The organism is Nocardia sp. NPDC050630, assembly GCF_044457245.1.
Classification (GTDB): Bacteria; Actinomycetota; Actinomycetes; order Mycobacteriales; family Mycobacteriaceae; genus Nocardia.
This window is the reverse complement of the sequence record NZ_JBITGN010000010.1, coordinates 97837-123315: the sequence shown is the minus strand read 5'-3', so window position 1 is coordinate 123315 and position 25479 is coordinate 97837. Positions and strand designations below refer to the sequence as shown.

The window sequence follows — 25479 nt, the reverse complement described above, 5'->3', positions numbered from 1 at the left end:
TGCCGAGGTCGAGATTGTCGGATTTGTCCGAGCCGCAATGAGGCGTTTCGTCCGGTATCGGCCGCCACCGATCGCCGCGCGAGCGACGACGAATCAGGCGTGTCCGTCTCGGCCGAACCACACGAGAGGGCCTACGACTACTGGCTGGTGTTGTGCCGGGTGGAGTTGGTAGTGACGCGCGAAGCTCGCGCCGTCGCCGTAGGCGCGGTGCACGCCATTCCCGTCTGGAGTGATCTTTTACGAGGTACAGCCCGCAGCATGCGCGCAGATCCACGTGCGTTGAGCCGTGGCAGTGCGCAGCCTGGCCCGGATGGGGTATGCGGCGGCTCGTGTGTACGGCGCGTGCTTAGACTGGCGGGGGAGAAGGAAGGACCGCTGATGAAGCGAAATCTGAACTGCCCCTGCGGCGAACGGATCGTCGGGACGGATGAGGATGACCTGGTCGAGAAGACCAAGGCGCATCTGGCCGAGAACCACCCGGGGCACGACTATTCCCGGGATGAAATTCTGTTCATCGCTTACTGAGCACCACACCCGGCTTTTCGTCACGCGAACACGCTCGTGACGAAAAGGCCGGCTGCGGTGGGTTATTTGGGGGAACCGAGGCGAGCACCGCCGTCCACCCGAACCACCACGCCGGTGGTGAAGGTGTTGTCGGTGAGGAATTCGATGGCCTTCGCGATATCGTCCGCGCTGCCGATCCGGCCGACCGGAGTCTGCGCCGCGATTCCGGCGAACACCTCGGCGCGGGCATCCTCGGGGAGGAAGCTCCACCATTCGGTGTCGATCACACCCGGCGATACGGCATTCACGCGCACAGGTGCGAGTTCGACCGCGAGCACAGGAACGATGGCCTCGACACCGGCATTGACGGCGGCCAGTGCGGCGGTTGTCGGCATGGCGCCGCCCGCGGATGCGGCGGAGACCAGCGTGATCGATCCGTCCTGCGCGAGGTGCGGTAGCGCCGCCTGAATGGTGGCGACGTGCGGCACAAGTTTGCCGGAGACATGGGCTTGCAGATGGTCCAGACCCAGCTCGCGGAACGGGGTGGTGCCGGACGGTCCGGTCACGGTAACCACCACATGGTCGACCGGTCCGACCTCCGAAAACAGCTGTGCCAGTTCATTTTCGGCCCGCGCGTCCACGACCTTGCCGGTGACCTGCGGGCCGAGGTCGGCAAGTGCCGCGGCGAGTCGTTCTTCGTTGCGTCCGGCGATGACGACCTGGGCGCCGTGTGCGGCGAGTCGGCGAGCGGTCGCCAGGCCGATTCCAGAGGTTCCGCCAACGATGACGACTTTATTGCTCACGGCTACGCCTCGCTGGCGCTCGGCTCCGTCGTGCGCAACGCGCGCTGTGACATGGTTCGCTCGCTGACGCTCGCTCACAAGATCCTCCTGAAGTTCGAATCACGATGATTTTCGAACCACCGTGCCTCGTTAATATATTCGAGGCACGGTGTCTTGTAAAGTGACGCGCATGACAGGAACCCGCGGTCGACCCCGCAGTGAGGACGCCAGGCGCGCCATCCTGCACACCGCGCTGCAGCTCTGCGAGCGGGACGGCTACCAAGACCTGACCATCAAGGCCATCGCGGACGGGGCGGGCGTCGGGCGACAGACGGTCTACCGCTGGTGGCCCGACAAGGCCTCCATCCTGATCGAGGCACTGATCGGATTGGCCGAAGAACATGCGGCACTGCGGGTTTCGGACGAATCGGTGGATGTGCTCGTCGCGGTCGAGCGCCTGCTCACGGCCACATTCGAACTCGCGCGGAAAGTGACGGGTCAGGCGCTGGTCGGATTGATGGCCGACGCACAGCGTGATCCGGCCCTGTCCAAACGATTGCAGGACAGCGTGATCGGCCCGCGACGAGCGACACTGCGTGAACTGCTCCAGCGCGGTATCGACGCCGGAACACTGACCCCGTCGGTCCCGCTGGATCTCGTCGTCGATTTCGTCTTCGGTGCGATGTGGTATCGACTGCTCAGTCACCACGCACCGGTGAACGCCGCGCTGGCGAAGGATGTCACGAGCAGTGTCGCGACCATGCTCGCGCCGTGAGATCCTTTGTAAATCCGCCCATGTGGGGTCGGTCCCCGCTGCGCCCGCTCTGCCTAAGCCGGCGCCGGACAACCATCGGGTGAGGCGCCCGGGAACCAGGCGGCCATGTGAATGCCACTATCCACCTCCGGGGCAGTGTCGGGTACGGCATCGATGACCCGATGAGCCCAGGTGACGGCGTCGATGCGAAGCTCATCACGCTGGTGTTGCCTGCCGCCCTCTTCGATCAGATCAAGCAGGCGCTGGCCATGTTCGGCGTGCGTCGGATGGTGGTGTGCCAGATCTACCGGGTGGACGACCGCGCCAGTCGAGTCGAACGCTATCGGGGCCAAGAGTTCGTCAGCGATGTCGATCCGGGGCTGCGCATCGAGTTGCTTGCCAAGAATGACGATGTCGCCGATCTGGTCCGGTTGATCGATCGGATCGGTGAGAATGCCAGGCCGTCCGGAATTCAGATCTGGATGATCGACGCGCGCTCGTTGTGAATCGGCATCGCTCGCGCGGATGAGTGTCGAGTCATCCGCGCGGGGGAGGCGGGGTATCCGGGTGTGGTGCTGGATTCGCTATGAGTTCTCTCAGTGGTTCGCATGGATGTCCGTGGCTGTGTTCGCGGCACCCTCTATCGGCTCGTTTCGGCGGCGAGCGCGCCCAGGAGTCGGCCGCAGCGACGGGTGATAACGAACAGCATTCGTCGCACAAAAAGGCAACTGTGACCATGCTCACATTTGCCACCGATCCCGCAGGTGGCGACGGGCCGGTCACCGGCTCAGCGGGCCCGCCGCTTGTTTGCCCAGTTTGGAACGTGGGTACCGGTTAGTTCCGGGTCTGCACTCGGAAATCCGGAGCGGGCCGGTCGAACGAATCGAGGCCCCGGACCGGGGCTGGTGAGGAGGCGCACGTGACGGATCGCGAATGGGGGAAGAAGACGCTACGCCGATCGGTCGCCGCCTCCGCGATGGGTAATGCCACCGAATGGTTCGACTACGGCGTCTATGCCGCGACCGCCACCTACCTCACCGACGCATTCTTTCCGGGTGAACTCGGCACCCTCGGCACCATGCTCGGCTTCGCGATCTCCTTCCTGCTACGCCCGCTGGGCGGCATGGTCTGGGGACCGCTCGGTGACCGACTCGGCCGAAAAGCCGTGCTGGCCACCACAATTCTGTTGATGGCTGGTGCGACCGGATGCATAGGTCTGCTCCCGACCCATGCCCAGATCGGTTGGTTCGCACCTGTTCTGCTCATCGCCCTGCGCGTCGTGCAAGGGTTCTCGACCGGTGGCGAATATGGCGGCGCCGCGACATATCTGGCCGAATGCGCCAACGACCGCAGGCGCGGATTCCTCGGCAGTTTCCTGGAATTCGGCACCCTCGGCGGATTTGTCGGCGGCTCGGCAGTGGTGCTGCTGTGCCAGGTGATCTTCGGTTCGGATGCGATGCACGACTGGGGTTGGCGCCTGCCTTTCCTGTTCGCAGTGCCGCTGGGCCTGATCGGCTGGTACCTGCGCTCACATCTGGACGAGTCGCCGGTATTCACGGAGGTGGCCGATAAACCGCACCCGCCGGGCGGCGTGTGGGAGGTGCTGACCACCTATCGTCGCGAAACCCTGACGCTGATCGGCTTGGTGGTCGCCCTGAACGTGGTGAACTACACCCTGCTCACCTATCAACCGACCTACCTGCAGAAAACCATCGGCGTCGGCGAGTCGACCACCACCGCCATGATGCTGATCGGGCAGTTCGCGATGATGATCGTGCTGCCGTTCTTCGGCAGGCTGTCGGACCGGGTGGGCCGCCGCCCGCTCTGGCTGGTCTCGCTGGTCGGACTCGCGGTGCTCGCGCTGCCCATGTACTGGTTGATGGGGCAGGGAACTGGGTGGGCCATCACCGGATTCGTCGTGCTCGGCCTGCTGTATGTGCCGCAGCTGGCGACCATCAGCTCGACCTTCCCGGCGATCTTCCCGACACATGTGCGCTATGCGGGGTTCGCCCTCGGCTACAACATTTCCACCGCCGCATTCGGCGGCACCGCTCCGCTGGTCAATGAGGCCGCGATCGAATCAACCGGCTGGTCGCTGTTCCCGGCCGCGTATATGGTCGGCGCCAGCCTGGTCGGACTTGTCGCTTGGTCGTTCTTGCGCGAGACCGCTGGAACATCGTTGCGCGGCACCGTGGTCCCCGATGCCCAGGAATTGAAGCCATCGATCGCGGCGCAGCCCGCCTGAACTCAGGGAACTGCTGAGCACGCACCTGTGCGAGTAGTGTCGGCATTGCCGATGGATTGCTGAGTTCGCGCTCCGCGAGTCGGTAACCATAGGCAAACACCTATCGGATTGGAGAAGCTCGTGCAGATCCAGGTCAACACCGGCAGCAATATCCACGGCGGCGCATCACTGGCCGAGCGTGTGGAATCGACGCTCTCTGCCACACTCGACCGCTTCAGTGAGCAACTCACCCGACTCGAAGTCCACCTGACCGATCTGAACGCCGATAAAGGCGGGCCGGATGATAAGCAGTGCGTAGTGGAGGCTCGGATATCGGGTCAGCCACCGGTCGCCGTAACCCATCGCGCAGCCACCGTCGAAGAGGCTTACACCGGCGCCGCCGACGCCATGGCGAATCTCCTCGACAGTCGCTTCGGCCGCCTACACCACACAAAGGGCGGCGAAACCATCAGGCACTCGACCGCCAAATAACAACCGCCGAACCGCCGCCAGTTGCTGCGCACGAATTGTCCCGCCGCGCAAGGATATCCGGGCAAAACCGTGCGTGGCGTGCTGAATCGTGCGCGGCACACATTATGGGTGGGGGACAGTTCAGTCGCCTTCGGGCGAGTCCTCTTCCGGCCAGCTGTCTTCGATGATGAGGCGGCCGGATTGCATTGCCTGGGTGTACAGTTCGGCGACTGCGGCGGCGGGGTAGGTGGGCCAGTAGGAGATGGCGCCGGTGGGTTTGTCGATGACGCAGACCGAACCGCCGATGGTCGGGGGGAGTGGGGGTTTGTGTGGGTCGATACCCGGTGCTGGCGCGATGATGGCGACGACCGTGAAGCCCGCGTCGAATTCGGTGAGCAGGTTGCTGATGCCGTCATCGGTGGACAGGTAGTGGTCGGCGAGGCGTTGTGCCTCGGCGAGATCCACCGGTGTGTTCGCCTCGGTGGGGTAGGCATGGATGTCCATGCCTACGAACTTACGGCCAAAGGCGAACGGGCCATATTCATTCGAAGTGGACGGTGGCGATCATCCGGCGGGCCAGGGTTTCCGGATCGGAGCTGTCCGCCGAATCCTGTAGTGCCCCGTCGCGCCACAGTGCCGCGAAGCCGTGGACCAGCGACCAGGCGGCGAGGCGAGTGGCTTGTTGCTGCTCGACGGTGCTGTCGGGCTGCATGACCGAGACTCCGGAACGCAGCGCCGTACCCGCCGCGGTGCGGGCGGTGACCAAGCGCTCGTCGTCGGCGTGCAGGAGCTCACGTCGGAACATCACATCGAAATGACCAGGATGTTCGCGGGCGAAGCGGGTGTAGGCGACCGCGACCTCGCGAAAGTCCGGTCCGGCCGCGGCCAGCTGTGCGGCGAGCAGGTCGAAACCCTCGATGGCCAGTGCGGTCAGTAGTCCGGCGCGATCACCGAAGTGGTGCGCGGGAGCCGCATGCGATACATCGGCGCGGCGTGCCAGCCCGCGCAGGGAAACCGCGTCGACGCCATCGGTCGCGATTTGGTCGGCGGCCGCGGCCAGGATGGTGGCCCGCAGATCGCCGTGGTGATAGCCGCTCTTCGCCATGTCTCGATGGTCGCCGAAAATCTAGTCATTGACAAGTTTCCCGCTCAAACGTAATCTAGTCACTGTCAAGATTAGGTGTTCGACCCACAGGAGACTCTGATGGCACCGCTGGTTGTACTCATCGTCATCGCCGGACTCGCTCGGTTCATCGGCTGGCTCGGCAACCTCGGTTGGCTCGACTCCTGGCCGCACGCCGCCGCACTCGGACTGGCCGCGATGTTCGCCCTCACCTCGAGCGCGCACTTCGTCGAGCCGAAGCGCGGCGCACTGATCGCCATGGTTCCGCCGCGGTTGCCCAATCCGGCGGGCTGGGTGACCTTCACGGGCCTGCTCGAAATCGGCGGTGCGATCGGCCTTTTGATTCCGCCCGTCGCCAAACTCGCCGCCGCGGGCCTGATCCTGCTGCTGATCGTGATGTTCCCGGCGAATATCCGTGCGGCCCGGTCGGATATCGGCATCAAGACCATGCCGCTGCCGCTGCGCACCGTCGTACAGCTCATCTTCCTCGGCGCAGCAGGACTCGTCCTATTCAGCTGATCCCAAAACAAATGTCGGCATACCGAATTCGGGTGCCGACATTGTCGTGTCTGCCCACCGCTATGGCATCGGTCGGCTCGGACGAGCCGACTCCGACCCGTATATAGCGGCCGCCCGCGTGCGGAAATCGACGCCGAGGCACGGGAATTGCTCGCGCGGGTCGGTATCGGCGAACGCTCGGGACTCGGCGACCGCCGATCCTGGTCTCGATGGTGCCGATCGGCGCCGTGGACAGACCGGCGGCGGCCAACCCGGCTCTCCGTCGGACAGCCGCCGCGGATACGCGGCTCACCGCGACAGCTCCGATCTCGATACCGGCCAGCGGTAGTTTCCGGTGTGGTTCGGGTCCGCCCGCGGTGCGCGTCGGAGCGCGATAGGGCCGGTATCCTGCGACGGGCACGAATTCCGCGGCCGTACGACGAAGCCGCCGCTCAGGATTCGTGGCAGCGCGCCACCGAGCTTTTTGCCACCGAATTGAGCTGAACCCGAACCGAATACGTCGAGAACCCGACCGGCCCTGTCTCCCCCTCCGAAGACAGGCCCGATCGGGCTGCAATAAATATTCCTCGGAGAGCTTGACAGGGCCTTAAAGGAGCCTTAATAGAGGCGCGGCAAGCGGATCAATGCCGCTTGGCGCCGAGTTGGGTCAGGAATTGGGCATTGGTCGGAGCCTGACGCAGCCCCTCCAGCAGCAGGTCGATGCTCTGCTGGCCGTCCACCGCGGCGAGGGTGCGGCGCAGCAGGTGCGTCGCCGCCAATTCGTCCGGGGTGAGCAGCAATTCGTCCTTGCGGGTGCTGGATTGTACGATATCGATGGCTGGGAAGACTCGGCGGCTCGCGGTCGTGCGATCCAGTTTCAGCTCGGCATTGCCCGTGCCCTTGTACTCCTCGAAGATCACGGTATCGGCCAGCGAACCGGTCTCCACCAGCGCGGTGGCGATAATGGTGAGCGAGCCGCCGTTCTCGAAATTGCGTGCGGCGCCGAGGAATTTCTTCGGCGGCGCGAGCGCGGCGGCATCGACGCCGCCGGAGAGTACCCGCCCGGAGGACGGAGCGGCGTTGTTGTAGGCGCGGGCGAGGCGAGTCAGTGAGTCGAGCAGCACGACGACATCTCGGCCCATTTCGGCCAGGCGTTTGGCATGTTCGATGGCGAGTTCGGCGAGCGCGATCTGCTCACGCGGAGTTTGGTCGAAGGTGGCGGCGGCGACATCGGCGGCAACCGACCTGGCCAGATCCGTAACCTCCTCGGGCCGTTCGCCGACCAGTACGAGCATCAGTTCGCACTCCGGGTGGTTCTTCGCGATACCGTGCGCGATCGCTTGCAGCACAGAGGTTTTGCCCGCCTTGGGCGGTGCGACGACGAGTGCACGCTGTCCTTTGCCGATGGGCATGACCAGGTCGGTGATCCGGGTGGTCATGGCATGCGGTTCGGTTTCCAGCCGCAACCGCTCATTGGGATAGATGGGGACGAGATTCTCGAAATTGGGCCGGGCCGGGGCCCGCTTGGGGTCCTGTCCGTTGACCGATTCGATGCGGGTCACCGGGTCGAGTTTGCCGCTGTGCGTGGGCTCGGCGATGCCGACGATGAAATCGCCACGGCGCAAACCGAATTCGCGAATGAGTCGAGGTGGCACGTGCACGTCGTGCGGGCTGGGGAGGTAGCCGTCGACCCGGAGGGTTGCGGCGCGGTTGTCGGTGATATCGAGGATGCCACTGACGGATCGGACGGGGTGTGCAGCGGTCTCGGCCGCCGTATCCCCGTCTTGTGGTACGGGAAATGCGTTGTCTTTCATGGTTTTCCTTTGCGTGGGTACGGCGAGCGGCCGTATGAGGCAGCGGCGATCATGGTCGCTGCGGTGAAATGCCCTCTAGGCTCCGGGAACGAGGTGGACTACCATCGTGATCGGGGAGTTGAGAGATCTTGTGGGGGTCCGGCGCTGATCGGCCGGGATACCAACATCCACAAGGACAAGGACAAGGCCGAGGGTACATCGTCGAACGGCTGTTGCGCAACGGTCACAGCCCGACTATGTCAACCGGAACAGGCCACATTTTCGTATCGGTAGCCGACCATGCGAACGGCTCGGCGGTGTGTCTCGTATCAGTCCATATCCGGCCAGACCGACGGAAGGTAGGAGCTGCAATGGCCGAGTTCGAACCGTTCTACCGGCAAGTTCAATCGCACTACGACGTGTCCGACGACTTCTACCGGCTGTTCCTCGACTCGTCGATGACCTACAGTTGCGCCTACTTCGAGCGTGACGATATGACGCTGGAACAGGCTCAACTCGCCAAGATCGATCTCGCGCTCGGCAAATTGGATCTGCGGCCGGGGATGACCCTGCTCGATATCGGATGTGGTTGGGGCGCAACCATGTTCCGCGCGGTCGAGCATTATGGGGTGAAGGTTGTCGGTCTGACCTTGAGTCGAAATCAGTATGAGCACGTCCGCTCGCAGATCGATCGGCGCGGCGTGGCGGGCGTCGAGATTCGGCTGCAGGGTTGGGAGGAGTTCAACGGGAGCGCCGACCGTATCGTCAGCATCGGTGCGTTCGAACATTTCCGGCGCGAGCGGTACCCGGCATTTTTCGAGCGCTGCCACCGCATGCTCCCGCTCGACGGCCGAATGTTGCTGCATACGATCATCGGCCACACTCTCAACGACCTGCGTCGCATGAATATTCCGGTGACCAGAGAGGCGGCGCTTTTCCACATTTTCATCAAGCGCGAAATCTTCCCGGGCGGACAGCTGCCCCAACCCGCCGAGATCACCCGTCTGGCCGGGCAGGCCGAATTGGGCACCGAGCAGATCCAGCCGCTGCGCCTGCATTACGCACGCACACTGGACCAGTGGGCCCACGCGCTGGTGGACCATCACGATGAGGCGGTGCGGATCGCCTCGGAGGAGGTCTATGCCAGATACCTCGAGTACCTCACCGGATGTGCCCAGTACTTCCGCAGCGGGCACCTCTATGTCATGCAGTTCACAATGGTGAAGTGAGCCTCGAGGCTCCGGCGGTGAAGTGAGCCTCGGGGCTCGGCGGTGAAGTGAGCCTCGGGGCTCGGCGTCAGAGGACGGCCTGGGTCTGAGTCACCTTGGCGACGAGTTTGTCTGCGTCATCGTAGATTTCGGTTTCCACCACGATGAACGACCGTCCCGAGTGCAGCGGTCGCGCCGTCGCGGTCGCATAGCCGGAGCGCACGGCCCGCAGGAAATTCGTCTTGGACTCCACGGTCGTGGTGCCCTGCTTGCCTTCGGGCAGATTCAGGAACGCACACACCGCGGCGGTCCCATCGGCGAGCGACATCAGCACCCCACCGTGCATTACTCCACCCAGCGTGCATAGTGATTCGTCCCATGCGATCCGACTGCGCACCAATGCGGCACCGTGTTCGAGCACCTCGACTCCGAGGCGCTCGGTAAACGGCATGGACTGGTGAAAGAGCTTGGTGCCCACCTCATCGATCATGGAGTCAGCCTGCCCGATCGACCCGCCGCGCGTCGACTACTCCGGAGGTAATGAGCAGTACGAGCAGCACCGTCGCGCCGCCGCAGACCAGTACCGTCCCGGATGAGGTCCGATCCACGATCAGTCCGCCGACCAGCGCACCGACACAGAAGGTCGCCTGGAACGAGGCGGTGAACAGCACCGACGCCACCTGGGGGGCATCGGGCTGCGCTACGGCGAACCAGGTCTGCAGTACCACCGGCACACCGCCGTATCCGATACCCCAGACGATGAGCAGTGCCACGGCACTGAACTCCCAGCGACCCAGCGTCGGCAGCAGTAGCATCGCGGCCGCCATCGCACTCGCCGCGAAGCCGAGCGCGAGGCGGGGACGACCGAGCAGAGTGCCGCCGAGGAAGTTCCCGGCAATGCCCGCCACACCGTAGATCAGCAGCAGCACCGTGATCGTGCCCGCGCTCACCTCGGTGACCTGCTCCAGGAACGGCGTGACGTAGGTGTAGGTGCCGAACTGCGCGATCACCACGAAAAACGTTGCGAGCAAAGCAGTTTGGACTTCCGCGCGGCCTAGACTGACGCGGAGTGTAGTCAGGCGAAGAACCCGCTCGGCGGGCAGCGCGGGCAATGCGACCGCGAGCAGCACCAGCACCGCCCCGGACAGCACGCCCAAAACCACGAACGCGGCCCGCCAGCCCGCGATATTCCCGATGAAGGTGCCCGCGGGCACGCCGAGCACCGAGCCGAGTGGGACGGAGGAGAAAATCACCGCCGTCGCCCGGTGCACCGACTCCGGCGGCACCAATCGTGCGGCGAGTCCGGCCGCGATCGACCAGTAGCCGCCGATGGTGATCCCGATCAGCACGCGCGAAGCCAGCACCACCCAGAACTCAGGTGCGCTCGCGGCCACCGCATTGGCGATCACCAGCAATAGCGTGCAGCCGCACAGCAGCAATCGGCGATCGATTCCGGCGACCACGACGGTCACCATGGGCGCGGCCATCGCGGCCAGCAGCCCGGGCAGGGTCATCATCAGCCCAGCCATGCCATCGGAGATCGTGAAATCGGCTCCAATCGAGGTCAGCAGGCCGATCGGCAGAATCTCGGTGGTCACGATCGAGAAGATGCCGAGCATGACCGCGACGACGGCGAGCCACCGGATCAGCGGCGGCCGGGCGACGGTGGGGGAGGGCGCAAGGACTGTGGACATGTGCTCCAGTCCAGCAATCCCGCGCGCCGAGTTCTGGCGGGTTCCAGCCGCGAATGCCGCTGCGGTGCCAACTATTCGGCGCGAGTGCGATGCCCGGCGTGCGCCAGGAAGTCGACGGAACCGAACGCTGTCGCGTCGACGGGCTTCAGCTCATCCGGGCAACGACCGCGCGCGGCAGATGTGGCAGCACCACATCGATGAGTCGCCACGGCCACCCCGGCACGCAGGCGCGAATCCGCTCCCGCTCGATCGCCCGCACCATCGACGCCACACCCTTCGCCAGTGGCGCGACCATGCGCGCGTCACCGGCCTGCGCCGCCATATCGGTAGCGATGAAACCCGGCAGCAGCGTGGTCACCGCGATCGGTGAAGTCGCGAATTCGACCGTGAGTGCCTCGCCGAGGGCGGCCAGGCCCGCCTTGCTCGCGGAGTAGGCCGCCTTCTTGCCCGGCAGGCCGCGGACCGCGCTCATCGAGGACACCAGCACCAGGTGACCCGACTTCTGAGCGCGAAAGATCTCCAGTGCCGCCTCGATCTGGGCGAGGGCACTCACGAAATTTGTGGTAGCCGTGGCGATATTGGCATCCGCGCGACCGGTACCGAGCCGCGCGCCCTTGCCGATACCCGCATTGACGATCACCCGATCCAATCCGCCGAGTTCATCGCGCAGTTCCGCGAAAACCCGCTGGACGGCCGCATGATCATCGACGTCGAGCGCGCGGACCGCGACGGCAATGCCCGGATGCGCGGCGGTGAGTTCCTCGCGCAGGGCTTCGAGCGCGTCCAGGCGTCGGGCGCACAGGGCCAAGTTCCGGCCCTTTGCGGCGAAATCCCGCGCCATGGCCGCACCGAGTCCGGCGCTCGCGCCGGTGATCAGGATCTTGCTCCGCGTCATGATTGCGAACCATAGCGGTTACTGAACGCGAGTCAATATCGGCGCGGCGTTCGGCTCAGCCGCCGAATGAGCCGGTACTCGGTGGCAGCATGTGCCAAGCGCCGCAGTTCACGGTCTTGAACGCGACATCGGTCGGCGCGATCTCGGCGCGGACCGGACGGTTCCTGGTGAACTCGTTATTGATGATGTAGTGCTGATCGGTGTTATCGCCCTCGACCTTGCGCAGCCGCCGCCAGTCGCAGCCGACGGCCGGGTCAGAGGTGCCTTGGCCCTCCCAAACCCCGGGGAAGATATCGACGCCGACCAGATAGACACCGTCCTCGGTGATGGTGTTGCGGGGCTGGGCGGCCGCGGTGCCGGTGCCCAGCAGTGTCACGGTGGACGCCATCGCCCCCGCGATCACGAGCGTGCTTGCACGCATACTGCTGTCTCCTCGAAATTGTGCTCTGGCCGCCACTGGCGGCTGACCTGCGGAGATCCCCGTATCTCCGGGGCCAAGGTCTACCAGACCCAGTCGCCGATTTCGGTGGAATCGCCAGATTCTGCTCGGGCGTGATTCCACTCGACCGGATTTCGGCGATATCTCTTGTATGAGTGGTATTTGTCCGGTGGTCGATGTCGCGGGCAGGCGGTCGACTTGCGGGGTGGCATGTGCTGGGCTCTGTACCGACGACGGGCTCGCCGCCGTTCTAGCCGCGGATCGCGCGCTACTGCATTGGCGCGCCATGCGTGGACTCGGCGATTCCGGCATCGCCGAACACGCGGTCCAGGAGACGTTGCTGCGAGCCTGGCGCTCGTGCTCAGGGTTCGATGAACGCAAGGGCACGGTGCGCACCTGGCTGCTCGCGATCGAACGCAACGTCATGATCGATATCGCCCGTGCCCGCGCCGCCCGGCCCGCGGATACCGGCTGGGACGAGATCACCGAGCTCAGCGATGTCCGCTTCGCGAATCCGGACTTCGCCGAACGTCTCGTCGACGGTCTGCTCGTCGCCGATCTACTCGCCCGGCTGCCCGACTCGCAACGTGCGGCGGTGGTGGAGGTGATCCTGCGGGACCGGGCCTATCAAGAGGTGGCCGATGACTTCGGCGTTCCGGTCGGCACGGTCAAGACCCGGGTGCACTACGCCCTGCGGTCTTTGCGCCGTTTGCCGATAGGGGCCTGAGCCCGCATCCGGCTGGCAATCTGCTTCTCGGGGCGGGGGGAGCAGCCGTTTGGACGTCTGATCAGGGAGAATACGCGAGAATACATCGATAACATTTCGATAACTGAGCTTGCTTTGCTGATGCTGACGTTGCCAGAGTGAACCACTGGGTTTGGTGTTACTAGTGGGAAGGGAGGGGTGCCCCGTCCCGGGGCGCCGACACCGCACATGAAGCCAAGCATCATCAGTACCGGTATCTGCGGCGCCGTCACGGCCGCCGTGGTGGTCACGCTGTCGGGGCTGACGCCCGCCGCGATTGCCGATCCGGCATCGCCGGATATGTCCACGAAACTCGCGGGCAAGACGATATTCCTCGACCCGGGTCATCAGGGCCCCAACCACGCCGAGAACTTGGCGAAGCAAGTCGGCAACGGTCGTGGCGGCACCAAGGATTGCCAGACCACCGGCATGACCACGATCAACGGCGTGCCCGAGCACACCATCAACTGGAAGGTAGCCGATCTGGTTCGGGCCGCCCTGCAGGATCTAGGCGCCAAGGTGGTGCTCAGCCGTCAGGACGACTCCGGATGGGGCGGCTGCGTCGATGAACGCGCGCAGGCCGCTAATGCCTCCGGCGCCGATGTCGCGGTGAGCATCCACGCCGATAGCGCGCCGGCGCAGGACCGCGGCTTCCATCTGATCGTGCCGCAGCTGCCGATCCCGGATCCGAGGGCCGATCAGGCCCAGTCCGGGCCCGGTCTCACGGCCACCAAGGCGGTGCGTGACGCGTATCTGGAGGCCGGATTCCCGGCCGCGAATTATGCGGGCGTACAGGACGGTTTACAGACCCGCGCGGATGTAGCAGGTCCGGCGATGACCACCGTGCCCGATGTATTCATCGAGATGGGCAATGGCGCCAATGTCGAGGACGCCGCACTGCTGGAGAGTCCGGAGGGTCAAGTCAAGCACGCCCTGGCCATTACTACCGGCCTGGTCGGCTTCCTGCTCGGCGCGCAGCAGGCGATGACGGCACTGGGCACGATTCCGGCACAGACCGGGTCGGGCGATCGGCCGGCCTCGGCTCCACTATCGAATACACCGCAGGCACAGGCGGTTCCGCAGGCTCCCGCCGCAGTTCCTGGTGGAGCACAGGCTTCGGTCGTTCCCGAACCCGCAACGGCGCCGAATACCGCGGGGACGGTGCCGACCGCACCCGCATCGTTGAACCCGCCGCAGGGATATGCACAGGCACCGGGCTACGCAGAACTGCCGAGCTCGCCGGACACGCAGACACCGGGGTCGGCGCACTCCACCAGTGCTCCGCAAGCAGGCGCACCGCGGTCGCAGGGCTACGGGCTCTCGCCCAACGCGCCGCGGTCGCAGGGCTACGGGCTCCCCAACACCCCACAGTCGCCCGGTTCGAGCCAAACACCCGGTTCCCAGTTGTCGCCGGGCCAGACCGTCCCGGGCACGACCGGCACCCTGCCAGCACTCGTCGGCACGATTATCCAAATGATGCTGCCGTTGGCGAGGTCCCTCGGCCTGGACAACACCATGATCACCTCGGAACTGATCAACTTCGCCTACACCTTGGCCAGCACCCTGCTCGGCCCGACCAAGTAGCACGGCAGCCAGACTGTGGACATAGTCGCGAGCGGCCCGCATTCGGGCAACAACTGCGGAGCGAGTCTTACCGGCGACGTTCGCGGCCTGTCTCGCGTCCGAGTCATCGAAGCACATGCGCCGCAGGCGCGAGTCTCGACGGCTCGGACGCGAGGCCCCCGTCGCCCGACCACGACCCCTCATCGAATCGCATGCCATGCCGACATTCATCGGCCGCGAATACGCAGCGTCGCAGGCGCTGCCAATAGACTCGGCCGGGTGGCTCAGCGGATTCCTGTTCTCATAGTCGCCGGGTTCTTGGGCTCCGGGAAGACGACGCTGCTCAACCATCTGCTGCGCAATAACCGGGGCACCCGGATCGGGGTGGTGGTCAACGACTTCGGGGCCGTCAATATCGATTCCATGCTGGTGGCCGGGCAGGTCGACGCGATGGTTTCACTCGGCAACGGTTGCGTCTGCTGCGCGGTAGACGTCGGTGAACTCGATGACTTGTTCACCAGGCTTGCGCAGCCGCGCGCCAAGATCGACGTGATCGTGGTCGAGGCCAGCGGACTTGCCGAACCGCGCAATCTGATCCGGATGGTGGTGGGCAGCGAGAACCCGCGCATCCGCTACGGCGGTTTGGTCGAGGTGGTCGATGCCGAGCAGTTCCCGGACAGTCGTGAGCGTCATCCGGAACTCGCCACCCATCTGCGCTTGGCGGATCTGGTTGTACTCAACAAAGCCGATCGGGTGTCGTCGCAGCGGCTGGACGGGTTGCGGCAGGAGATCACCGAGCTGATCGGGCAGGTGCCGGTTTACGCGACCACCCATGGCCGGATCGAGCCGGGCCTGCTGTTCGACGAGCCGCTGCGGGAAGTTCCGCGGGTCGCCGAGCAATTGAGCTTCGATGAACTGCTCCACGACCACGATCACCACGACCATGCCGATCTTTTCGAACGACCTGCAAGCGGTCGCTACGGGCCGCATCGGCACCTGCACGATGATTACACCAGCGTGTCGTTCACCAGCGACCGGGAATTGGATCCGCGCCGGCTGGTCGAATTCCTCGAGGATCCGCCGCCCGGACTGTTCCGCGCCAAGGGATTCGCCGCCTTCGGGGTCGCGGCCGAACGCCGAAAGTTCGTGCTACACATGGTCGGTCGCCACATCGTCTTCGAACCGGACTCCTGGTCGCGCGGCGAATCGCGCACGACCCGATTGGTGCTGATCGGTGCCGGTCTGCCCGCCGATGCGGCACTCGCGCGGCTGCACGAGACCGTGCACACCGCCGCCGAACCGCTGGATCAGCAAGCCATGCTCGGCGTCTGGCGCTATACCCCGCACTGACCCTCGAAAAGTTGGCGCGTTCTGCTCGAAGCTGGCGTGTTCGGTACTTGGCGCGGCGATCGCACGGACATAGAACTGAATATTGCCCCGCCGCGCGCGGCATGTGCGCAACGGAGCGAACGTGGCGCGTGCGGTGTCGGTTCGAGAACCGTGATCGACCGTATTTTGTCTCTACGACCGATTGGAGAGTTCCGTGTCAGAGACCTGGGAGAGTGCCACCGCGTACGTGGTCGCCGCGTTGGAGGCCAAGGGCACCGCGACTCGCGACGATTTCGATGTGCCCGCCATCGTCGCCGCATCCCGAGATATCGCCGACAGCTGGGATTTTCGCGCCATTGAGGATTCGACCTTCTGGCGGATCGCGGCGACCTTTCTGAAGGTCTGATCGAGCCCGAGTGACCGTGCCCCGGATGCGGCGCGGAGGATGCGGCGGATCAGACCGGTAGTTCCGCTCGGTACCTGAGCTGGGTCATGGATCGACGGCGGGCTGCCCGCCGCATCGAACCCACATCCGAATATCCGAGCAGTTCGGCTTGACGCGATCGACTCAGGGTGACGCCATTCGCGCTCGCTTGCGCGAGGCGAGTATCACGAGCCCGCTCCAATTCCATCCGCCACGTGGTGCCCGCCTCCATCAGCCGACGCTGTAGCGTCCGCGGACTGGTGGCGAGCCGGCGGGCCACCCGATCCAGCGATACCGCACCCTCGGCCATCGCCTCGGCCAGCGCGCTCGCCACTCGATCCGGCCATGCGGTCGGCAAAGTCGGCGGTGGGGGCAGTGCGTCGGCGAGCGGCTGGAGCACGGTCGCCAGCACCGGATCGCTGGTGGTCAGCGGCAGTTCCATATCGGCGGCAAGGAAGGTCATGGCATCGACCGGTGCGTCGAATTCGATGGCGGTCGTTCCGAATACCTCGATGAAGGTATCGAGTTTGTCCGGCGCCTGCTGCCGCAACGTCACCCGCAGCGGAATCAGCGGATCGTGGAGCACGCGTCGCGCGCGGCTGAGTACCGCGGTCAGTCCCCACAGTTGGGTGAGGTCACGGCCGCGGCCATGGCCGTCGATCATGTCCAGATAGAGCGTGACCTCGTGCTCATTCTCGGTGACCAGGTCGAAGCGGTGATTGGTGGTCACCGCGGCCACATACGGGCCGCAGGTGGCCAGGCCCGCACCGAGGGTCGGCGCGGTGGCGAACAGATAGTCGTAGAGGCCGAGGCTGCTGAGTTTGTAGCGGCTGGCCACACGCAATGCGATATTCGGATCGCCGAGCCCGTGTTCGCCCAGTTCCCAGAGTCGGGAGAAGGTGTGGCTCGGCAGGTGTACGTCCTCGCCGACCATGGTCCATTCGGGTAGGCCGGTCTCTCGGATCAGCCGATCTCGATCCAGTCCCGCATCGGTCAGCTGCGAGATGACAAATCTGTGCAGCAGCACCTGATCGGTTCCCAATGCGCCCCTCCTACCGCCGATCGACCTATCTCGTGCGGGAGAACGCTATCCCGCACATATTGAATCGTCAGTGAATTCGCGTCACAGTGCTGTTTCGGGTAACAACAGCAGGTGGTTATACCTTGTTGTGCACACACAATCGGGCTTTACCCGCAGGCGTTGACCCATTCCGAGAGGCCGTCGGCGAAGAGTTGGCGCTTCCAGATCGGCACCTCGTGCTTGATCCGATCCACCAATTCCGCACAGGCGGTGAAGGCTTCGGCCCGGTGTGGGGCGGCGACCGCGACGACGATCGCGAGATCGCCGATAGTCAACTGACCGATTCGGTGGACGGCGGCGACCGGGAGTCCGGAGCGCTCGGCGAGGTCCGCACAGCAATTTCGCAGGAACCGTTCAGCTTCCGGATGCGCCGAATATTCCAAAGCGGAAACCGCTTGTCCGCCATCGTGATTGCGCACTTTGCCGGTGAAAACTACAACGGCGCCGTGTTCGGGTCCGGTCACCGCCGCCTCGACCGCCGCCGGATCGAGAGGTTCTGTGCTGATACCGGCCAGGTTTACGGTCGCGAATTCACTTGTTGTCATGGTTGCCGCCTCCGGCTACTTGCGCGAGCAGATGATCCAGCAGCGGCTCGAGCACCGCCATACCGTCTTTGACACCACCGGGGGAGCCGGGCAGATTCACCACCACCGATCGGCCCGCCAGTCCGGCCACCCCGCGACTGAGCGCGGCAAGTGGGAATTTCGCCGTGCCGCGTTGTCGAATCGCCTCGGCGATACCAGGTAATTCACGATCCAGGACGGCCAGCGTGGCCTCGGGGGTCGCATCGGTGGGGGAGGCGCCGGTGCCGCCGGTGCTGATCACCAGCGACGGTTCGAATCGCAGGGCGTCGGCCAAGCCGATATCGATTTCGGCGTCGGCGTAGATCAGCGGGCCGCGCACCGAGAAGCCGAGTCCGCCGAGCCACTCCGCGAGTACTGGACCGGTGGTGTCCACCCGGGTGCCGCATGCGGCGCCGGTGGATGCGACCAGGACGACCGCGGAGCGCTGATCGGGGTCCGAGATCTCCTCGGGCGCAATGTCTTCCGTTTCGGTCTCTGGTTCGTCGGCGATCGCCGGGATGTCCACGGCTTCCTGCTCGGCGGCCCGCTCCCAATGTCCGTGTTTGCCGCCCTCTTTGCTGAGCAGCCGCACGCCGTTGAGCGTCGCGGCCGGGTCGACCGCCTTGACCATATCGTGCAGCGTGAGTCCGGCCACCGCCACCGCGGTGAGTGCTTCCATCTCGACACCGGTGGGGCCCTTGGTCTTCGCGCTCGCCTCGATCGTGATGGTGTCCTCGGTGAAGCCGAATTCGACCCGCACCGAGGACAAGGCCAGTTGATGGCACAGCGGAATGAGTTCGGAGGTCTTCTTCGCACCGGCGATACCGGCGATTCGCGCGGTCGAGAGCACATCGGCCTTCGGCATATCGTCGGCCCGGACCAGTGCGACCACCTCGGCGGTGGTTTGCAGCTCACCGGCCGCGACGGCGATCCGAGTGGTGTCGGATTTCGCGCTCACATCGACCATGCGGGCGCGGCCTTCCCGGTCGACATGGGACAACTCACTCATAACGACCACACTCGCACAGGCGCGCCGACCGGCAGCGAGGTGACCTCGGCAGGTACGTCGATCAGGACATCCGCCCAGGCCATGCCCGCGATGAGATGCGAACCCGGGCCGGAGACGACCTCGACGGCAGTCGGCCTGCGATGCAATCCGGGCGCCGCATCGTTCTCGCGCACCAGCTGTCCGCGCAGGAATTGGCGTCGTCCCTCGGGGGAGTGCACCGCACTGCGCAGCGGCACCTCGTAGATCTCCACCTCGGGCAGGCCCGCGATGTGACGCAGTATCGGCCGTGCGAACACCTCGAATGACACCATGGTGCTCACCGGATTCCCGGGAAAACTCAGCACCGGCACGCCGTCGACGACGGTAAGTCCTTGCGGCCCACCCGGTTGCACCGCGACCGAGCCGAATTCGCCGCCCAGTGGTCGCAATACGTCCTTGACCACCTCGAAATCGCCCTTGGACACCCCACCGGAGGTGAAGACGATATCGGCGGACTTCGTTGCGGCGGAAAGCAATGCGCGAAACTTCGCGGGATTGTCGGTACTGTGCGCCACCGAGACGACACTGACGCCATTGGCGCTGAGTGCGGCCGCGAGGGCGATGCCATTGGAGTTGTAGATCTGGCCGGGGTGCAATGGTGTTCCGGCAGTGACCAATTCGTCACCGGTGGTGATGACCGCCGCCCGAATCGGCTGGAACACCGGCACATCAGGCAATCCGACCGCTGCCAGTGCGGCAATGTGACGCGGGGCCAGCGTGGTGCCCGCGCGGGCCAGCAGCTCGCCGGTGCGCACATCGGTGCCGGGTTCGCGCACGAACTCACCCGCGGTGCGGCCCCGTTCGACCGTCACCGTCGCGCCATCGCTGTGCGCATCCTCGACCGGCACCACACAATCGGCACCGGGCGGGATCGGCGCACCGGTCATCACCTTCATTGCGACGCCGTGCGGCAACGGAGTCTGCCCGGCCGCGCCCGCCGCGACCACACCGACCAGCGGCAGTGTCACCGGGGTGACCACCACCGATTCGGCACGCACCGCATATCCGTCCATCGCCGAGTTACGGAACACCGGAAGATCGACCGGCGCGTGGATGTCGTCGGCCAGTTGCCGGCCCAACGCCGCAGGCACCGGGACGGATTCGACCAGGCGGGCGGCTAGCGGGCGCAGCAGCGCCTCGATGGTGTCCCGATAGGCGTCGACGGACCGGGCGGTGGCGGGCGGGCTCGGCCGGTGGCCACCGGAGGTGTCGGCACGCGAGGTCATACGGTCAGCCTAATCGCCTACCGCAACGAGTTCTCTTGTCGTATCGCACGAACGCTCACCTGCTGAACTCGGGGTTTGTGAGCTCCAGATGGTGCGGTCCGCCCATGGCCACAGCGTGCGGACCGGTCATAATGGACTGGTGACGCTGGTCGAGATGGGGATTCCCGCCGTGCGGTCCAGGCTGCCCTCACTCGACGGGCGGCCCGACACGCCGTACCTGGTTGATCGATTCGGGCGCACCGCACGCGATCTGCGCGTGTCGATCACCGAGAAGTGTTCGCTGCGATGTACCTACTGCATGCCCGAAGAGGGTCTGCCCGCGATCCCGCAGGATGAACTGCTGACCGTCGAGGAGATTGTGCGACTCGTCACGCTCGCGGTGCGGGAGTTGGGGGTGCGTGAGGTCAGGTTCACCGGCGGTGAACCCCTACTGCGCCGCGATCTGGAGCGGATCATTGCCGGCTGTCATGAGCAGGTGCCCGAGGTCCCGCTGTCCATGACGACCAATGGCGTCGGACTCGCCCATCGGGTCCGCGGTCTCGCGGCCGCGGGGCTGAGCCGGGTGAATGTCTCGCTGGATACCGTGGATCGGCTCGGCTTCGCCCGCCTGACCCGCCGTGATCGGCTCGAGTCCGTTTTCGCGGGCATTCGTGCGGCCAGGGATGCCGGACTGGCGCCGATGAAGATCAACGCCGTCCTGATGCGCGACACTCTCGCCGGTGCGCCGGATCTGCTGCGCTGGTGTCTGGACGAGGGCTGTGAACTGCGGTTCATCGAGGAGATGCCGCTGGACGCCGATCATGAATGGGCCAGGGCGAATATGGTGACCGCGGCCGAGTTGCTCGACGTGCTCGGCACCCGGTTCACGCTGACCGAGGTCGGCCGGTCGGATCCGTCCGCTCCCGCGGAGAAATGGCTCGTCGACGGCGGCCCGGCGACGGTCGGCATCATCGCGACGGTGACCCGCAAATTCTGCGATACCTGTGACCGGACCCGGCTCACCGCCGACGGCATGCTGCGCTCGTGTCTGTTCAGCGATCAAGAATTCGATGTGCGCCAAGCGCTGCGCACGGGTGCCGACGACGATGAGATCGCTGCCATCTGGCGCGGCGCCATGTGGAACAAATGGGCGGGACACGGGATCGATGCCGAGGATTTCGTTCCGCCGGAACGCACGATGGGAGCCATCGGTGGTTGAGATCCGCTACTTCGCCGCGATTGCCGACGTCGTCGGCAAGGACCGGGAAATCCTCGACTTTCCAGCCGACGCCACCGTCGCCGACCTGCGCACCACCCTCGCCGAATCCTACGGTCCGGACCTGGACAAGATGCTCGCCGTCTGCGCCTACCTCGTCGGCGACGAACTCACCCGTGACCCGTCGGTCGCGCTGACACCGCGCGTCGACGTCCTACCCCCGTTCGCTGGCGGCTGACCCCCGCTCCTCAGTGTGGCTCCGCCGCCGACGGTAGTCATTCGGCGACTCCCAACCGCCCTCTCAACCACCATTCGACTACCCGTCGGCGTTGGTCATGCGCCGGTAGTGCGGTGGCGGCTGGCGGGAGCTCTCGGCGCGCAATTCCAGCAGATCAAGGCCGATCACGACTTCACCGAACAGGAGTTACAGCTCAAGAGCGATCTCGAGTTGACGAAGTCCATTCACGAGATGACCAAGGAACTGCACCGCAGGCTGATCGAGGAAGCGGACCGCAAGTAGGCCGTGAGTTCTGCCGGCAAGGGGCTCAGCGCCACCAGGTGTCGAGCGGGGTGACCGGGACGGTGCGCTTGTGCCGGGTATTCACGAAGATCGTTTCGAGCTTCTCGGCGACCTCGGCGGTGACGTCCTTACCCTCCAGATAGTCATCGATCTCGCTGTAGCGCAGGCCGAGCGCCTCCTCGTCCGGCAGGGCGGGGCGGTCGTCCTCGAGATCGGCGGTCGGCACCTTGGACCAGATACTCGACGGTGCGCCGAGTTCCTGCAGTAGCGCCGCGCCCTGGCGCTTGGTGAGGCCGGTGAGCGGGGTGATGTCGACGCCGCCGTCGCCGAATTTGGTGAAGAAACCGGTGACCGCCTCGGCCGCGTGATCGGTGCCGACGACGAGCATATTTTCCTGCCCGGCGATGGCGTACTGGGTCACCATGCGTTCGCGGGCCTTGATATTGCCGCGGACGAAATCGCGCAGCTTGTCGACGCTCATCGCCGAGGCCACTTCGGCGGCAACGGCATTGGCGCCGGGGCGGATATTCACCACCACGCAGCGGTCGGGCTGGATGAACCGCAGCGCGATCCGCGCATCGGCCTCATCGGCCTGCACACCGTAGGGCAGTCGCACCGCGATGAACGCGGCATCCGCGCCCTCGGCACGCAGTTCCTCGACGGCGAGCTGGCACAGTCGTCCGGTCAGCGCGCTGTCCTGACCACCGCTGATGCCGAGTACGAAACCTCGTGCGGGACTTGCGCTCAGATAGTCCTTGAGAAAATCGACCCGGCGGCGCACCTCGAGCTTCGGTTCGATATTCGATTGGACGCCCAACTCGGCGATGATCTGTTCACGCAGGTTCCCCATGACGCATCACTCTACTGGCCGCGCCGAGATCACAACCCGTCGAACGAACGCCTCCCAGTTATCGCCGATCCGACAGCGGTCGTAACCGAGGACATGCATTTGATGCATCACCAAGGCGGCGCCGAGCAGGCCCAGCAGACCATCGGCGACCAGCACCACATCGCCGTCGATGCGCGCCTGCCGCAGCAGCATCGTCACGTGCGCGCGCAGCAGTCCGTAGGGCGGGCCGGTAAATCGGTCGCCCGCCTCGCCGATCTCCGCCGCGCGATGCAGTTCGCCCGCGACCTCGATATCGAGTAGCCGGGCCCGGCCGAAGGCGACCAGTCGCTCCACCGGCGCCGCCCCCGGCCCCAGCGGTGGCGGTCCGAACATGAACTCTTCCTGGAACTTTCGCTCGGCGTGGTCCAACAGTGCGCGCAACAGCCCCGACCTGCTGCCGAACCGTCGGAAGACGGTGCCCTTGCCGACGCCCGCGCGCTTGGCGAGCGCGTCCATGGTCAGGCCGTCCACACCTTGTTCGCGCACGATCTCCTGTGCCGCGTCCAGGAGTAGCTGGCGGTTTCGCGCGGCATCGGCGCGTTCGTGATTTCCGGGCAGGGGCGCACCGATGCCGAGCAACGGGCGCTCGGGCATCGTTCCGTCCGGCATGGATGTGCTGTAGCTCACAGGCCTCTCGCGGTTCTCCCGGGAATGTAATCGGACCATGGTCCGGTTAGTGTAGGCAAAAGACCGGACACCACATTCAGTACACCAGGAGTCATTCCATGAGCGAGCGAATCAACAACACGGCGCCCTTGGCGGACGGCGAAGCCGGGGCACGGACCCGGATCCTTACCCTTGTCGGCAGCCTTCGCGCCGCCTCGATCAACCGCAGGCTCGCCGAGGCCGCGGTGCAGACCGCCCCCGACGGCGTCGAGATCTCCATTTACGAGGGCCTTGGGGATATCCCCTTCTACAACGAGGATCTCGACGTGCCCGGCTCCGTACCCGCCCCCGCGCAGGCGCTGCGTGACGCGGTCGCCGCATCCGATGGCCTGCTCCTGGTGACCCCCGAATACAACGGCAGTATTCCCGCTGTGCTGAAGAATGCCATCGACTGGGCCTCGCGCCCGTACGGCGCCGGGGCGATCAAGGATCGGCCGGTGGCGGTGGTAAGCGGCTCGATCAGCCCAAATGCGGCCAAGTGGGCGCACGGCGACGTGGTCAAGGCGCTCGGTGTCGCGGGCGCCAGGGTTGTCGAGACCGCCCACCTGCACTTCGCCGGTTTCGGTGAGCGGTTCGCCGCATCGCATCCGCGCGAGGATGCCGAGGCGCTGACGCAGCTCGGCGCGACCGTGCACGAACTGGTTCAGGCGACCGGCGAACTGGTGTCCGCCTGACCGTCGAGGTTCCGCCCGCAGGGCCGCCCCCGATTCCACTCCGTGGAGTAGGGGGCGGCCCTTTTTCGTTCGTCGAAAGAAGTTTGCTGGAAGGGCGCTACGGTACGAAATTGTGATCTGCGCCACTGTTGTGTCGGGTTGCGAATCGACCGTCCTGGTACTTACCACTTGGGAATTTCATCGTTGTGACTCGCAACATGTCGTGTTTTATGACTCTGTCGGCCACTAGGTGTAGTGTCTTCCGTACTGGAAGACGGGATGAGATCAGCTTCGGCCGCGAGCGGCTGAGCAGGGGTTTCAGCTACCGATCCAGGAGTTTGCGCAGGTACGTCGGATCAAGCACTGCATACGGATCACAGGCTATGGATCAGGCATAGGAGAGAGGGACATCAATGACCATCACCGTGTACACCAAGCCCGCTTGCGTCCAGTGCAATGCCACCTACAAGGCGCTCGACAAGGCCGGGGTGGACTACGAAGTCATCGACATCTCCGAGAACGACGAGGCGCGTGATTACGTCATGGCGCTGGGTTATCTGCAGGCGCCGGTCGTCGTCGCCGGTGAGGACCACTGGTCCGGCTTCCGGCCCGACCGCATCAAGTCGCTCGCGACCGTGGCCGCCTGATCGTATTCAGCTTTCCGGTGTATCCGTTGGAAGGGGGAGGGGGTAGCCATGTCTACAGGGACAGCGCTGGTCTACTTCTCCAGCGCCTCGGAGAATACGCACCGCTTCGTCGAGAAGCTGGGACTCCCGGCGACTCGCATACCACTGCACACCGCTGACTCGCTGCGCGTAGACGAACCATACGTGCTGGTCGTCCCCACCTACGGGGGCGGTCGGCACGTACTGGGGGGAAATAGATCCGATAAGGATTTCGTGCCGCGGCAGGTCGCCAAGTTCCTCAACGATCCGCACAACCGTGCGCTGCTGTGCGGCGTCGTCGCGGCGGGAAACACGAACTTCGGCGATACCTATTGCTATGCGGGCGAGGTGATCTCGCGCAAGTGCGGGGTGCCTTACCTGTATCGCTTCGAACTCATGGGAACCGCTGAGGACGTCGAGCGCGTCCGCGAGGGATTGGGATTGTTTTGGCAACAGCAACGACAGCACCGACCGGCAAGACAGCCCGCTTAGAGCAGGCCCCGGTCCGTACCGCCGAGACGGGTGAG

Annotated in this window: 30 protein-coding genes and 1 pseudogene; 17 read left to right on the top strand and 14 right to left on the bottom strand. The window is 65.2% G+C overall.

Translation table 11 applies throughout. The features are described 5' to 3' along the window. Positions 1–378: 378 nt before the first annotated feature. Positions 379–525 (top strand): DUF1059 domain-containing protein, encoded by a 147-nt coding sequence (locus ACIBG0_RS24630; RefSeq protein ID WP_397035317.1) that lies wholly within the window; start codon positions 379–381, stop codon positions 523–525. 62 nt (positions 526–587) lie between these two features. On the opposite strand, the gene ACIBG0_RS24625 is transcribed toward ACIBG0_RS24630, so the two are convergent. After that, a complete protein-coding gene (locus tag ACIBG0_RS24625) occupies positions 588–1307 on the bottom strand; it encodes an SDR family oxidoreductase (RefSeq protein WP_397035316.1) in 720 nt (239 codons plus the stop codon). 169 nt (positions 1308–1476) lie between these two features. On the opposite strand from ACIBG0_RS24625, the gene ACIBG0_RS24620 reads away from it, so the two are divergent. From ACIBG0_RS24620 to ACIBG0_RS24605, 4 genes are all read left to right on the top strand, one after another. Next, entirely contained in the window at positions 1477–2061 is a 585-nt protein-coding gene (locus ACIBG0_RS24620) for a TetR/AcrR family transcriptional regulator (RefSeq protein WP_397035315.1), read from the top strand. Between the two features lie 107 nt (positions 2062–2168). Further along, positions 2169–2546, top strand: coding sequence for a hypothetical protein (locus tag ACIBG0_RS24615; protein WP_397035314.1), 378 nt, complete (start codon positions 2169–2171; stop codon positions 2544–2546). Positions 2547–3016: 470 nt separating this feature from the next. Then, positions 3017–4285, top strand: coding sequence for an MFS transporter (locus ACIBG0_RS24610; protein ID WP_397035493.1), 1269 nt, complete (start codon positions 3017–3019; stop codon positions 4283–4285). A 120-nt stretch (positions 4286–4405) separates the two neighbouring features. Further along, positions 4406–4756 (top strand): HPF/RaiA family ribosome-associated protein, encoded by a 351-nt coding sequence (locus tag ACIBG0_RS24605; RefSeq protein WP_397035313.1) that lies wholly within the window; start codon positions 4406–4408, stop codon positions 4754–4756. Positions 4757–4876: 120 nt separating this feature from the next. On the opposite strand, the gene ACIBG0_RS24600 is transcribed toward ACIBG0_RS24605, so the two are convergent. Further along, a complete protein-coding gene (locus ACIBG0_RS24600; RefSeq protein ID WP_397035312.1) occupies positions 4877–5239 on the bottom strand; it encodes a hypothetical protein in 363 nt (120 codons plus the stop codon). Between the two features lie 37 nt (positions 5240–5276). Beyond that, positions 5277–5840, bottom strand: a complete 564-nt coding sequence (locus ACIBG0_RS24595; RefSeq protein WP_397035311.1) for a TetR/AcrR family transcriptional regulator — start codon at positions 5838–5840, stop codon at positions 5277–5279. Between the two features lie 99 nt (positions 5841–5939). Between ACIBG0_RS24595 and ACIBG0_RS24590 the strand changes: the two genes are divergently transcribed. Then, positions 5940–6377 carry a DoxX family protein gene (locus tag ACIBG0_RS24590; RefSeq protein ID WP_397035310.1) on the top strand — a complete coding sequence of 146 codons (438 nt, stop codon included), beginning with the start codon at positions 5940–5942 and terminating at the stop codon, positions 6375–6377. A gap of 620 nt (positions 6378–6997) precedes the next feature. On the opposite strand, the pseudogene ACIBG0_RS24585 reads toward ACIBG0_RS24590, so the two are convergent. Continuing rightward, positions 6998–8104, bottom strand: a pseudogene (locus ACIBG0_RS24585) (transcription termination factor Rho, short form); the annotation flags it as partial. A 416-nt stretch (positions 8105–8520) separates the two neighbouring features. Between ACIBG0_RS24585 and ACIBG0_RS24580 the strand changes: the two are divergent. Continuing rightward, a complete protein-coding gene (locus ACIBG0_RS24580) occupies positions 8521–9378 on the top strand; it encodes a cyclopropane mycolic acid synthase family methyltransferase (RefSeq protein ID WP_397035309.1) in 858 nt (285 codons plus the stop codon). A gap of 67 nt (positions 9379–9445) precedes the next feature. On the opposite strand, the gene ACIBG0_RS24575 is transcribed toward ACIBG0_RS24580, so the two are convergent. The 4 genes from ACIBG0_RS24575 to ACIBG0_RS24560 all read right to left on the bottom strand — a co-directional run bounded on the left by ACIBG0_RS24575 (position 9446) and on the right by ACIBG0_RS24560 (position 12367). Continuing rightward, on the bottom strand, positions 9446–9847 hold the full coding sequence (locus tag ACIBG0_RS24575; protein WP_397035308.1) for a PaaI family thioesterase: 402 nt from the start codon (positions 9845–9847) through the stop codon (positions 9446–9448). A gap of 4 nt (positions 9848–9851) precedes the next feature. Continuing rightward, a complete protein-coding gene (locus tag ACIBG0_RS24570; protein ID WP_397035307.1) occupies positions 9852–11051 on the bottom strand; it encodes an MFS transporter in 1200 nt (399 codons plus the stop codon). 145 nt (positions 11052–11196) lie between these two features. Continuing rightward, on the bottom strand, positions 11197–11946 hold the full coding sequence (locus ACIBG0_RS24565; RefSeq protein WP_397035306.1) for an SDR family oxidoreductase: 750 nt from the start codon (positions 11944–11946) through the stop codon (positions 11197–11199). A 55-nt stretch (positions 11947–12001) separates the two neighbouring features. Continuing rightward, on the bottom strand, positions 12002–12367 hold the full coding sequence (locus ACIBG0_RS24560; RefSeq protein WP_397035305.1) for a hypothetical protein: 366 nt from the start codon (positions 12365–12367) through the stop codon (positions 12002–12004). A gap of 223 nt (positions 12368–12590) precedes the next feature. Between ACIBG0_RS24560 and ACIBG0_RS24555 the strand changes: the two genes are divergently transcribed. From ACIBG0_RS24555 to ACIBG0_RS24540, 4 genes are all read left to right on the top strand, one after another. Then, positions 12591–13112 (top strand): sigma-70 family RNA polymerase sigma factor, encoded by a 522-nt coding sequence (locus tag ACIBG0_RS24555; RefSeq protein WP_397035304.1) that lies wholly within the window; start codon positions 12591–12593, stop codon positions 13110–13112. Positions 13113–13319: 207 nt separating this feature from the next. Further along, positions 13320–14714 (top strand): N-acetylmuramoyl-L-alanine amidase, encoded by a 1395-nt coding sequence (locus tag ACIBG0_RS24550; protein ID WP_397035303.1) that lies wholly within the window; start codon positions 13320–13322, stop codon positions 14712–14714. Positions 14715–14972: 258 nt separating this feature from the next. After that, on the top strand, positions 14973–16043 hold the full coding sequence (locus ACIBG0_RS24545) for a CobW family GTP-binding protein (RefSeq protein ID WP_397035302.1): 1071 nt from the start codon (positions 14973–14975) through the stop codon (positions 16041–16043). 193 nt (positions 16044–16236) lie between these two features. Beyond that, the gene (locus ACIBG0_RS24540; protein WP_397035301.1) at positions 16237–16428 is read left to right on the top strand and encodes a hypothetical protein; all 192 of its coding nucleotides are present in this window, start codon (positions 16237–16239) and stop codon (positions 16426–16428) included. A 49-nt stretch (positions 16429–16477) separates the two neighbouring features. On the opposite strand, the gene ACIBG0_RS24535 is transcribed toward ACIBG0_RS24540, so the two are convergent. The 4 genes from ACIBG0_RS24535 to glp form a co-directional block, all read right to left on the bottom strand. Then, a complete protein-coding gene (locus ACIBG0_RS24535; RefSeq protein WP_397035300.1) occupies positions 16478–17488 on the bottom strand; it encodes an AraC family transcriptional regulator ligand-binding domain-containing protein in 1011 nt (336 codons plus the stop codon). A 146-nt stretch (positions 17489–17634) separates the two neighbouring features. Further along, positions 17635–18072, bottom strand: coding sequence for a molybdenum cofactor biosynthesis protein MoaE (locus ACIBG0_RS24530; RefSeq protein WP_397035299.1), 438 nt, complete (start codon positions 18070–18072; stop codon positions 17635–17637). After that, positions 18059–19099, bottom strand: a complete 1041-nt coding sequence (gene moaCB, locus ACIBG0_RS24525; RefSeq protein ID WP_397035298.1) for a bifunctional molybdenum cofactor biosynthesis protein MoaC/MoaB — start codon at positions 19097–19099, stop codon at positions 18059–18061. Before moaCB ends, ACIBG0_RS24530 begins: the two co-directional genes overlap by 14 nt. Further along, the gene (gene glp / locus ACIBG0_RS24520; RefSeq protein WP_397035297.1) at positions 19096–20364 is read right to left on the bottom strand and encodes a gephyrin-like molybdotransferase Glp; all 1269 of its coding nucleotides are present in this window, start codon (positions 20362–20364) and stop codon (positions 19096–19098) included. The genes moaCB and glp overlap by 4 nt, the downstream gene beginning before the upstream one ends. A 139-nt stretch (positions 20365–20503) precedes the next feature. On the opposite strand from glp, the gene moaA reads away from it, so the two are divergent. The 3 genes from moaA to ACIBG0_RS24505 all read left to right on the top strand — a co-directional run bounded on the left by moaA (position 20504) and on the right by ACIBG0_RS24505 (position 22079). Then, the gene (moaA, locus tag ACIBG0_RS24515; RefSeq protein ID WP_397035296.1) at positions 20504–21562 is read left to right on the top strand and encodes a GTP 3',8-cyclase MoaA; all 1059 of its coding nucleotides are present in this window, start codon (positions 20504–20506) and stop codon (positions 21560–21562) included. Beyond that, complete coding sequence (locus tag ACIBG0_RS24510) at positions 21555–21797, top strand: MoaD/ThiS family protein (protein ID WP_397035295.1); 243 nt, start codon at positions 21555–21557, stop codon at positions 21795–21797. Before moaA ends, ACIBG0_RS24510 begins: the two co-directional genes overlap by 8 nt. Before the next feature lie 108 nt (positions 21798–21905). Further along, on the top strand, positions 21906–22079 hold the full coding sequence (locus tag ACIBG0_RS24505) for a hypothetical protein (RefSeq protein WP_397035294.1): 174 nt from the start codon (positions 21906–21908) through the stop codon (positions 22077–22079). A 25-nt stretch (positions 22080–22104) separates the two neighbouring features. Here the strand turns inward: ACIBG0_RS24505 and nadE are convergent, their stop codons facing one another. Together nadE and ACIBG0_RS24495 are read right to left on the bottom strand one after the other, a co-directional pair. Then, entirely contained in the window at positions 22105–22929 is an 825-nt protein-coding gene (gene nadE / locus ACIBG0_RS24500; RefSeq protein ID WP_397035293.1) for an ammonia-dependent NAD(+) synthetase, read from the bottom strand. Positions 22930–22935: 6 nt separating this feature from the next. Beyond that, positions 22936–23577 (bottom strand): TetR/AcrR family transcriptional regulator, encoded by a 642-nt coding sequence (locus ACIBG0_RS24495; RefSeq protein ID WP_397035292.1) that lies wholly within the window; start codon positions 23575–23577, stop codon positions 22936–22938. Between the two features lie 116 nt (positions 23578–23693). Here ACIBG0_RS24495 and ACIBG0_RS24490 point away from each other — a divergent pair, with 116 nt between their 5' ends. From ACIBG0_RS24490 to nrdI, 3 genes are all read left to right on the top strand, one after another. Beyond that, positions 23694–24308 carry an NAD(P)H-dependent oxidoreductase gene (locus tag ACIBG0_RS24490; RefSeq protein WP_397035291.1) on the top strand — a complete coding sequence of 205 codons (615 nt, stop codon included), beginning with the start codon at positions 23694–23696 and terminating at the stop codon, positions 24306–24308. Positions 24309–24700: 392 nt separating this feature from the next. Beyond that, positions 24701–24934: a redoxin NrdH gene (locus ACIBG0_RS24485; RefSeq protein WP_040693941.1), complete on the top strand. Its 234-nt coding sequence runs from the start codon at positions 24701–24703 to the stop codon at positions 24932–24934. Positions 24935–24982: 48 nt separating this feature from the next. Beyond that, positions 24983–25444, top strand: coding sequence for a class Ib ribonucleoside-diphosphate reductase assembly flavoprotein NrdI (gene nrdI, locus ACIBG0_RS24480; RefSeq protein ID WP_397035290.1), 462 nt, complete (start codon positions 24983–24985; stop codon positions 25442–25444). Positions 25445–25479 lie beyond the last annotated feature (35 nt).

Bases quoted from the DNA above. Each gene is read 5' to 3' on its own strand.
- ACIBG0_RS24580 (WP_397035309.1), top strand. From the start codon at position 8,521: ATGGCCGAGTTCGAACCGTTCTACCGGCAAGTTCAATCGCACTACGAC.
- ACIBG0_RS24570 (WP_397035307.1), bottom strand. From the start codon at position 11,051: ATGTCCACAGTCCTTGCGCCCTCCCCCACCGTCGCCCGGCCGCCGCTG.
- ACIBG0_RS24600 (WP_397035312.1), bottom strand. From the start codon at position 5,239: ATGGACATCCATGCCTACCCCACCGAGGCGAACACACCGGTGGATCTC.
- ACIBG0_RS24595 (WP_397035311.1), bottom strand. From the start codon at position 5,840: ATGGCGAAGAGCGGCTATCACCACGGCGATCTGCGGGCCACCATCCTG.
- ACIBG0_RS24485 (WP_040693941.1), top strand. From the start codon at position 24,701: ATGACCATCACCGTGTACACCAAGCCCGCTTGCGTCCAGTGCAATGCC.
- ACIBG0_RS24495 (WP_397035292.1), bottom strand. From the start codon at position 23,577: ATGCCGGACGGAACGATGCCCGAGCGCCCGTTGCTCGGCATCGGTGCG.
- nadE (WP_397035293.1), bottom strand. From the start codon at position 22,929: ATGGGGAACCTGCGTGAACAGATCATCGCCGAGTTGGGCGTCCAATCG.
- ACIBG0_RS24610 (WP_397035493.1), top strand. From the start codon at position 3,017: ATGGGTAATGCCACCGAATGGTTCGACTACGGCGTCTATGCCGCGACC.
- ACIBG0_RS24550 (WP_397035303.1), top strand. From the start codon at position 13,320: ATGAAGCCAAGCATCATCAGTACCGGTATCTGCGGCGCCGTCACGGCC.
- ACIBG0_RS24575 (WP_397035308.1), bottom strand. From the start codon at position 9,847: ATGATCGATGAGGTGGGCACCAAGCTCTTTCACCAGTCCATGCCGTTT.
- ACIBG0_RS24530 (WP_397035299.1), bottom strand. From the start codon at position 18,072: ATGACAACAAGTGAATTCGCGACCGTAAACCTGGCCGGTATCAGCACA.
- moaCB (WP_397035298.1), bottom strand. From the start codon at position 19,099: ATGAGTGAGTTGTCCCATGTCGACCGGGAAGGCCGCGCCCGCATGGTC.
- ACIBG0_RS24590 (WP_397035310.1), top strand. From the start codon at position 5,940: ATGGCACCGCTGGTTGTACTCATCGTCATCGCCGGACTCGCTCGGTTC.
- ACIBG0_RS24630 (WP_397035317.1), top strand. From the start codon at position 379: ATGAAGCGAAATCTGAACTGCCCCTGCGGCGAACGGATCGTCGGGACG.
- nrdI (WP_397035290.1), top strand. From the start codon at position 24,983: ATGTCTACAGGGACAGCGCTGGTCTACTTCTCCAGCGCCTCGGAGAAT.
- ACIBG0_RS24565 (WP_397035306.1), bottom strand. From the start codon at position 11,946: ATGACGCGGAGCAAGATCCTGATCACCGGCGCGAGCGCCGGACTCGGT.
- glp (WP_397035297.1), bottom strand. From the start codon at position 20,364: ATGACCTCGCGTGCCGACACCTCCGGTGGCCACCGGCCGAGCCCGCCC.
- ACIBG0_RS24490 (WP_397035291.1), top strand. From the start codon at position 23,694: ATGAGCGAGCGAATCAACAACACGGCGCCCTTGGCGGACGGCGAAGCC.
- ACIBG0_RS24620 (WP_397035315.1), top strand. From the start codon at position 1,477: ATGACAGGAACCCGCGGTCGACCCCGCAGTGAGGACGCCAGGCGCGCC.
- ACIBG0_RS24560 (WP_397035305.1), bottom strand. From the start codon at position 12,367: ATGCGTGCAAGCACGCTCGTGATCGCGGGGGCGATGGCGTCCACCGTG.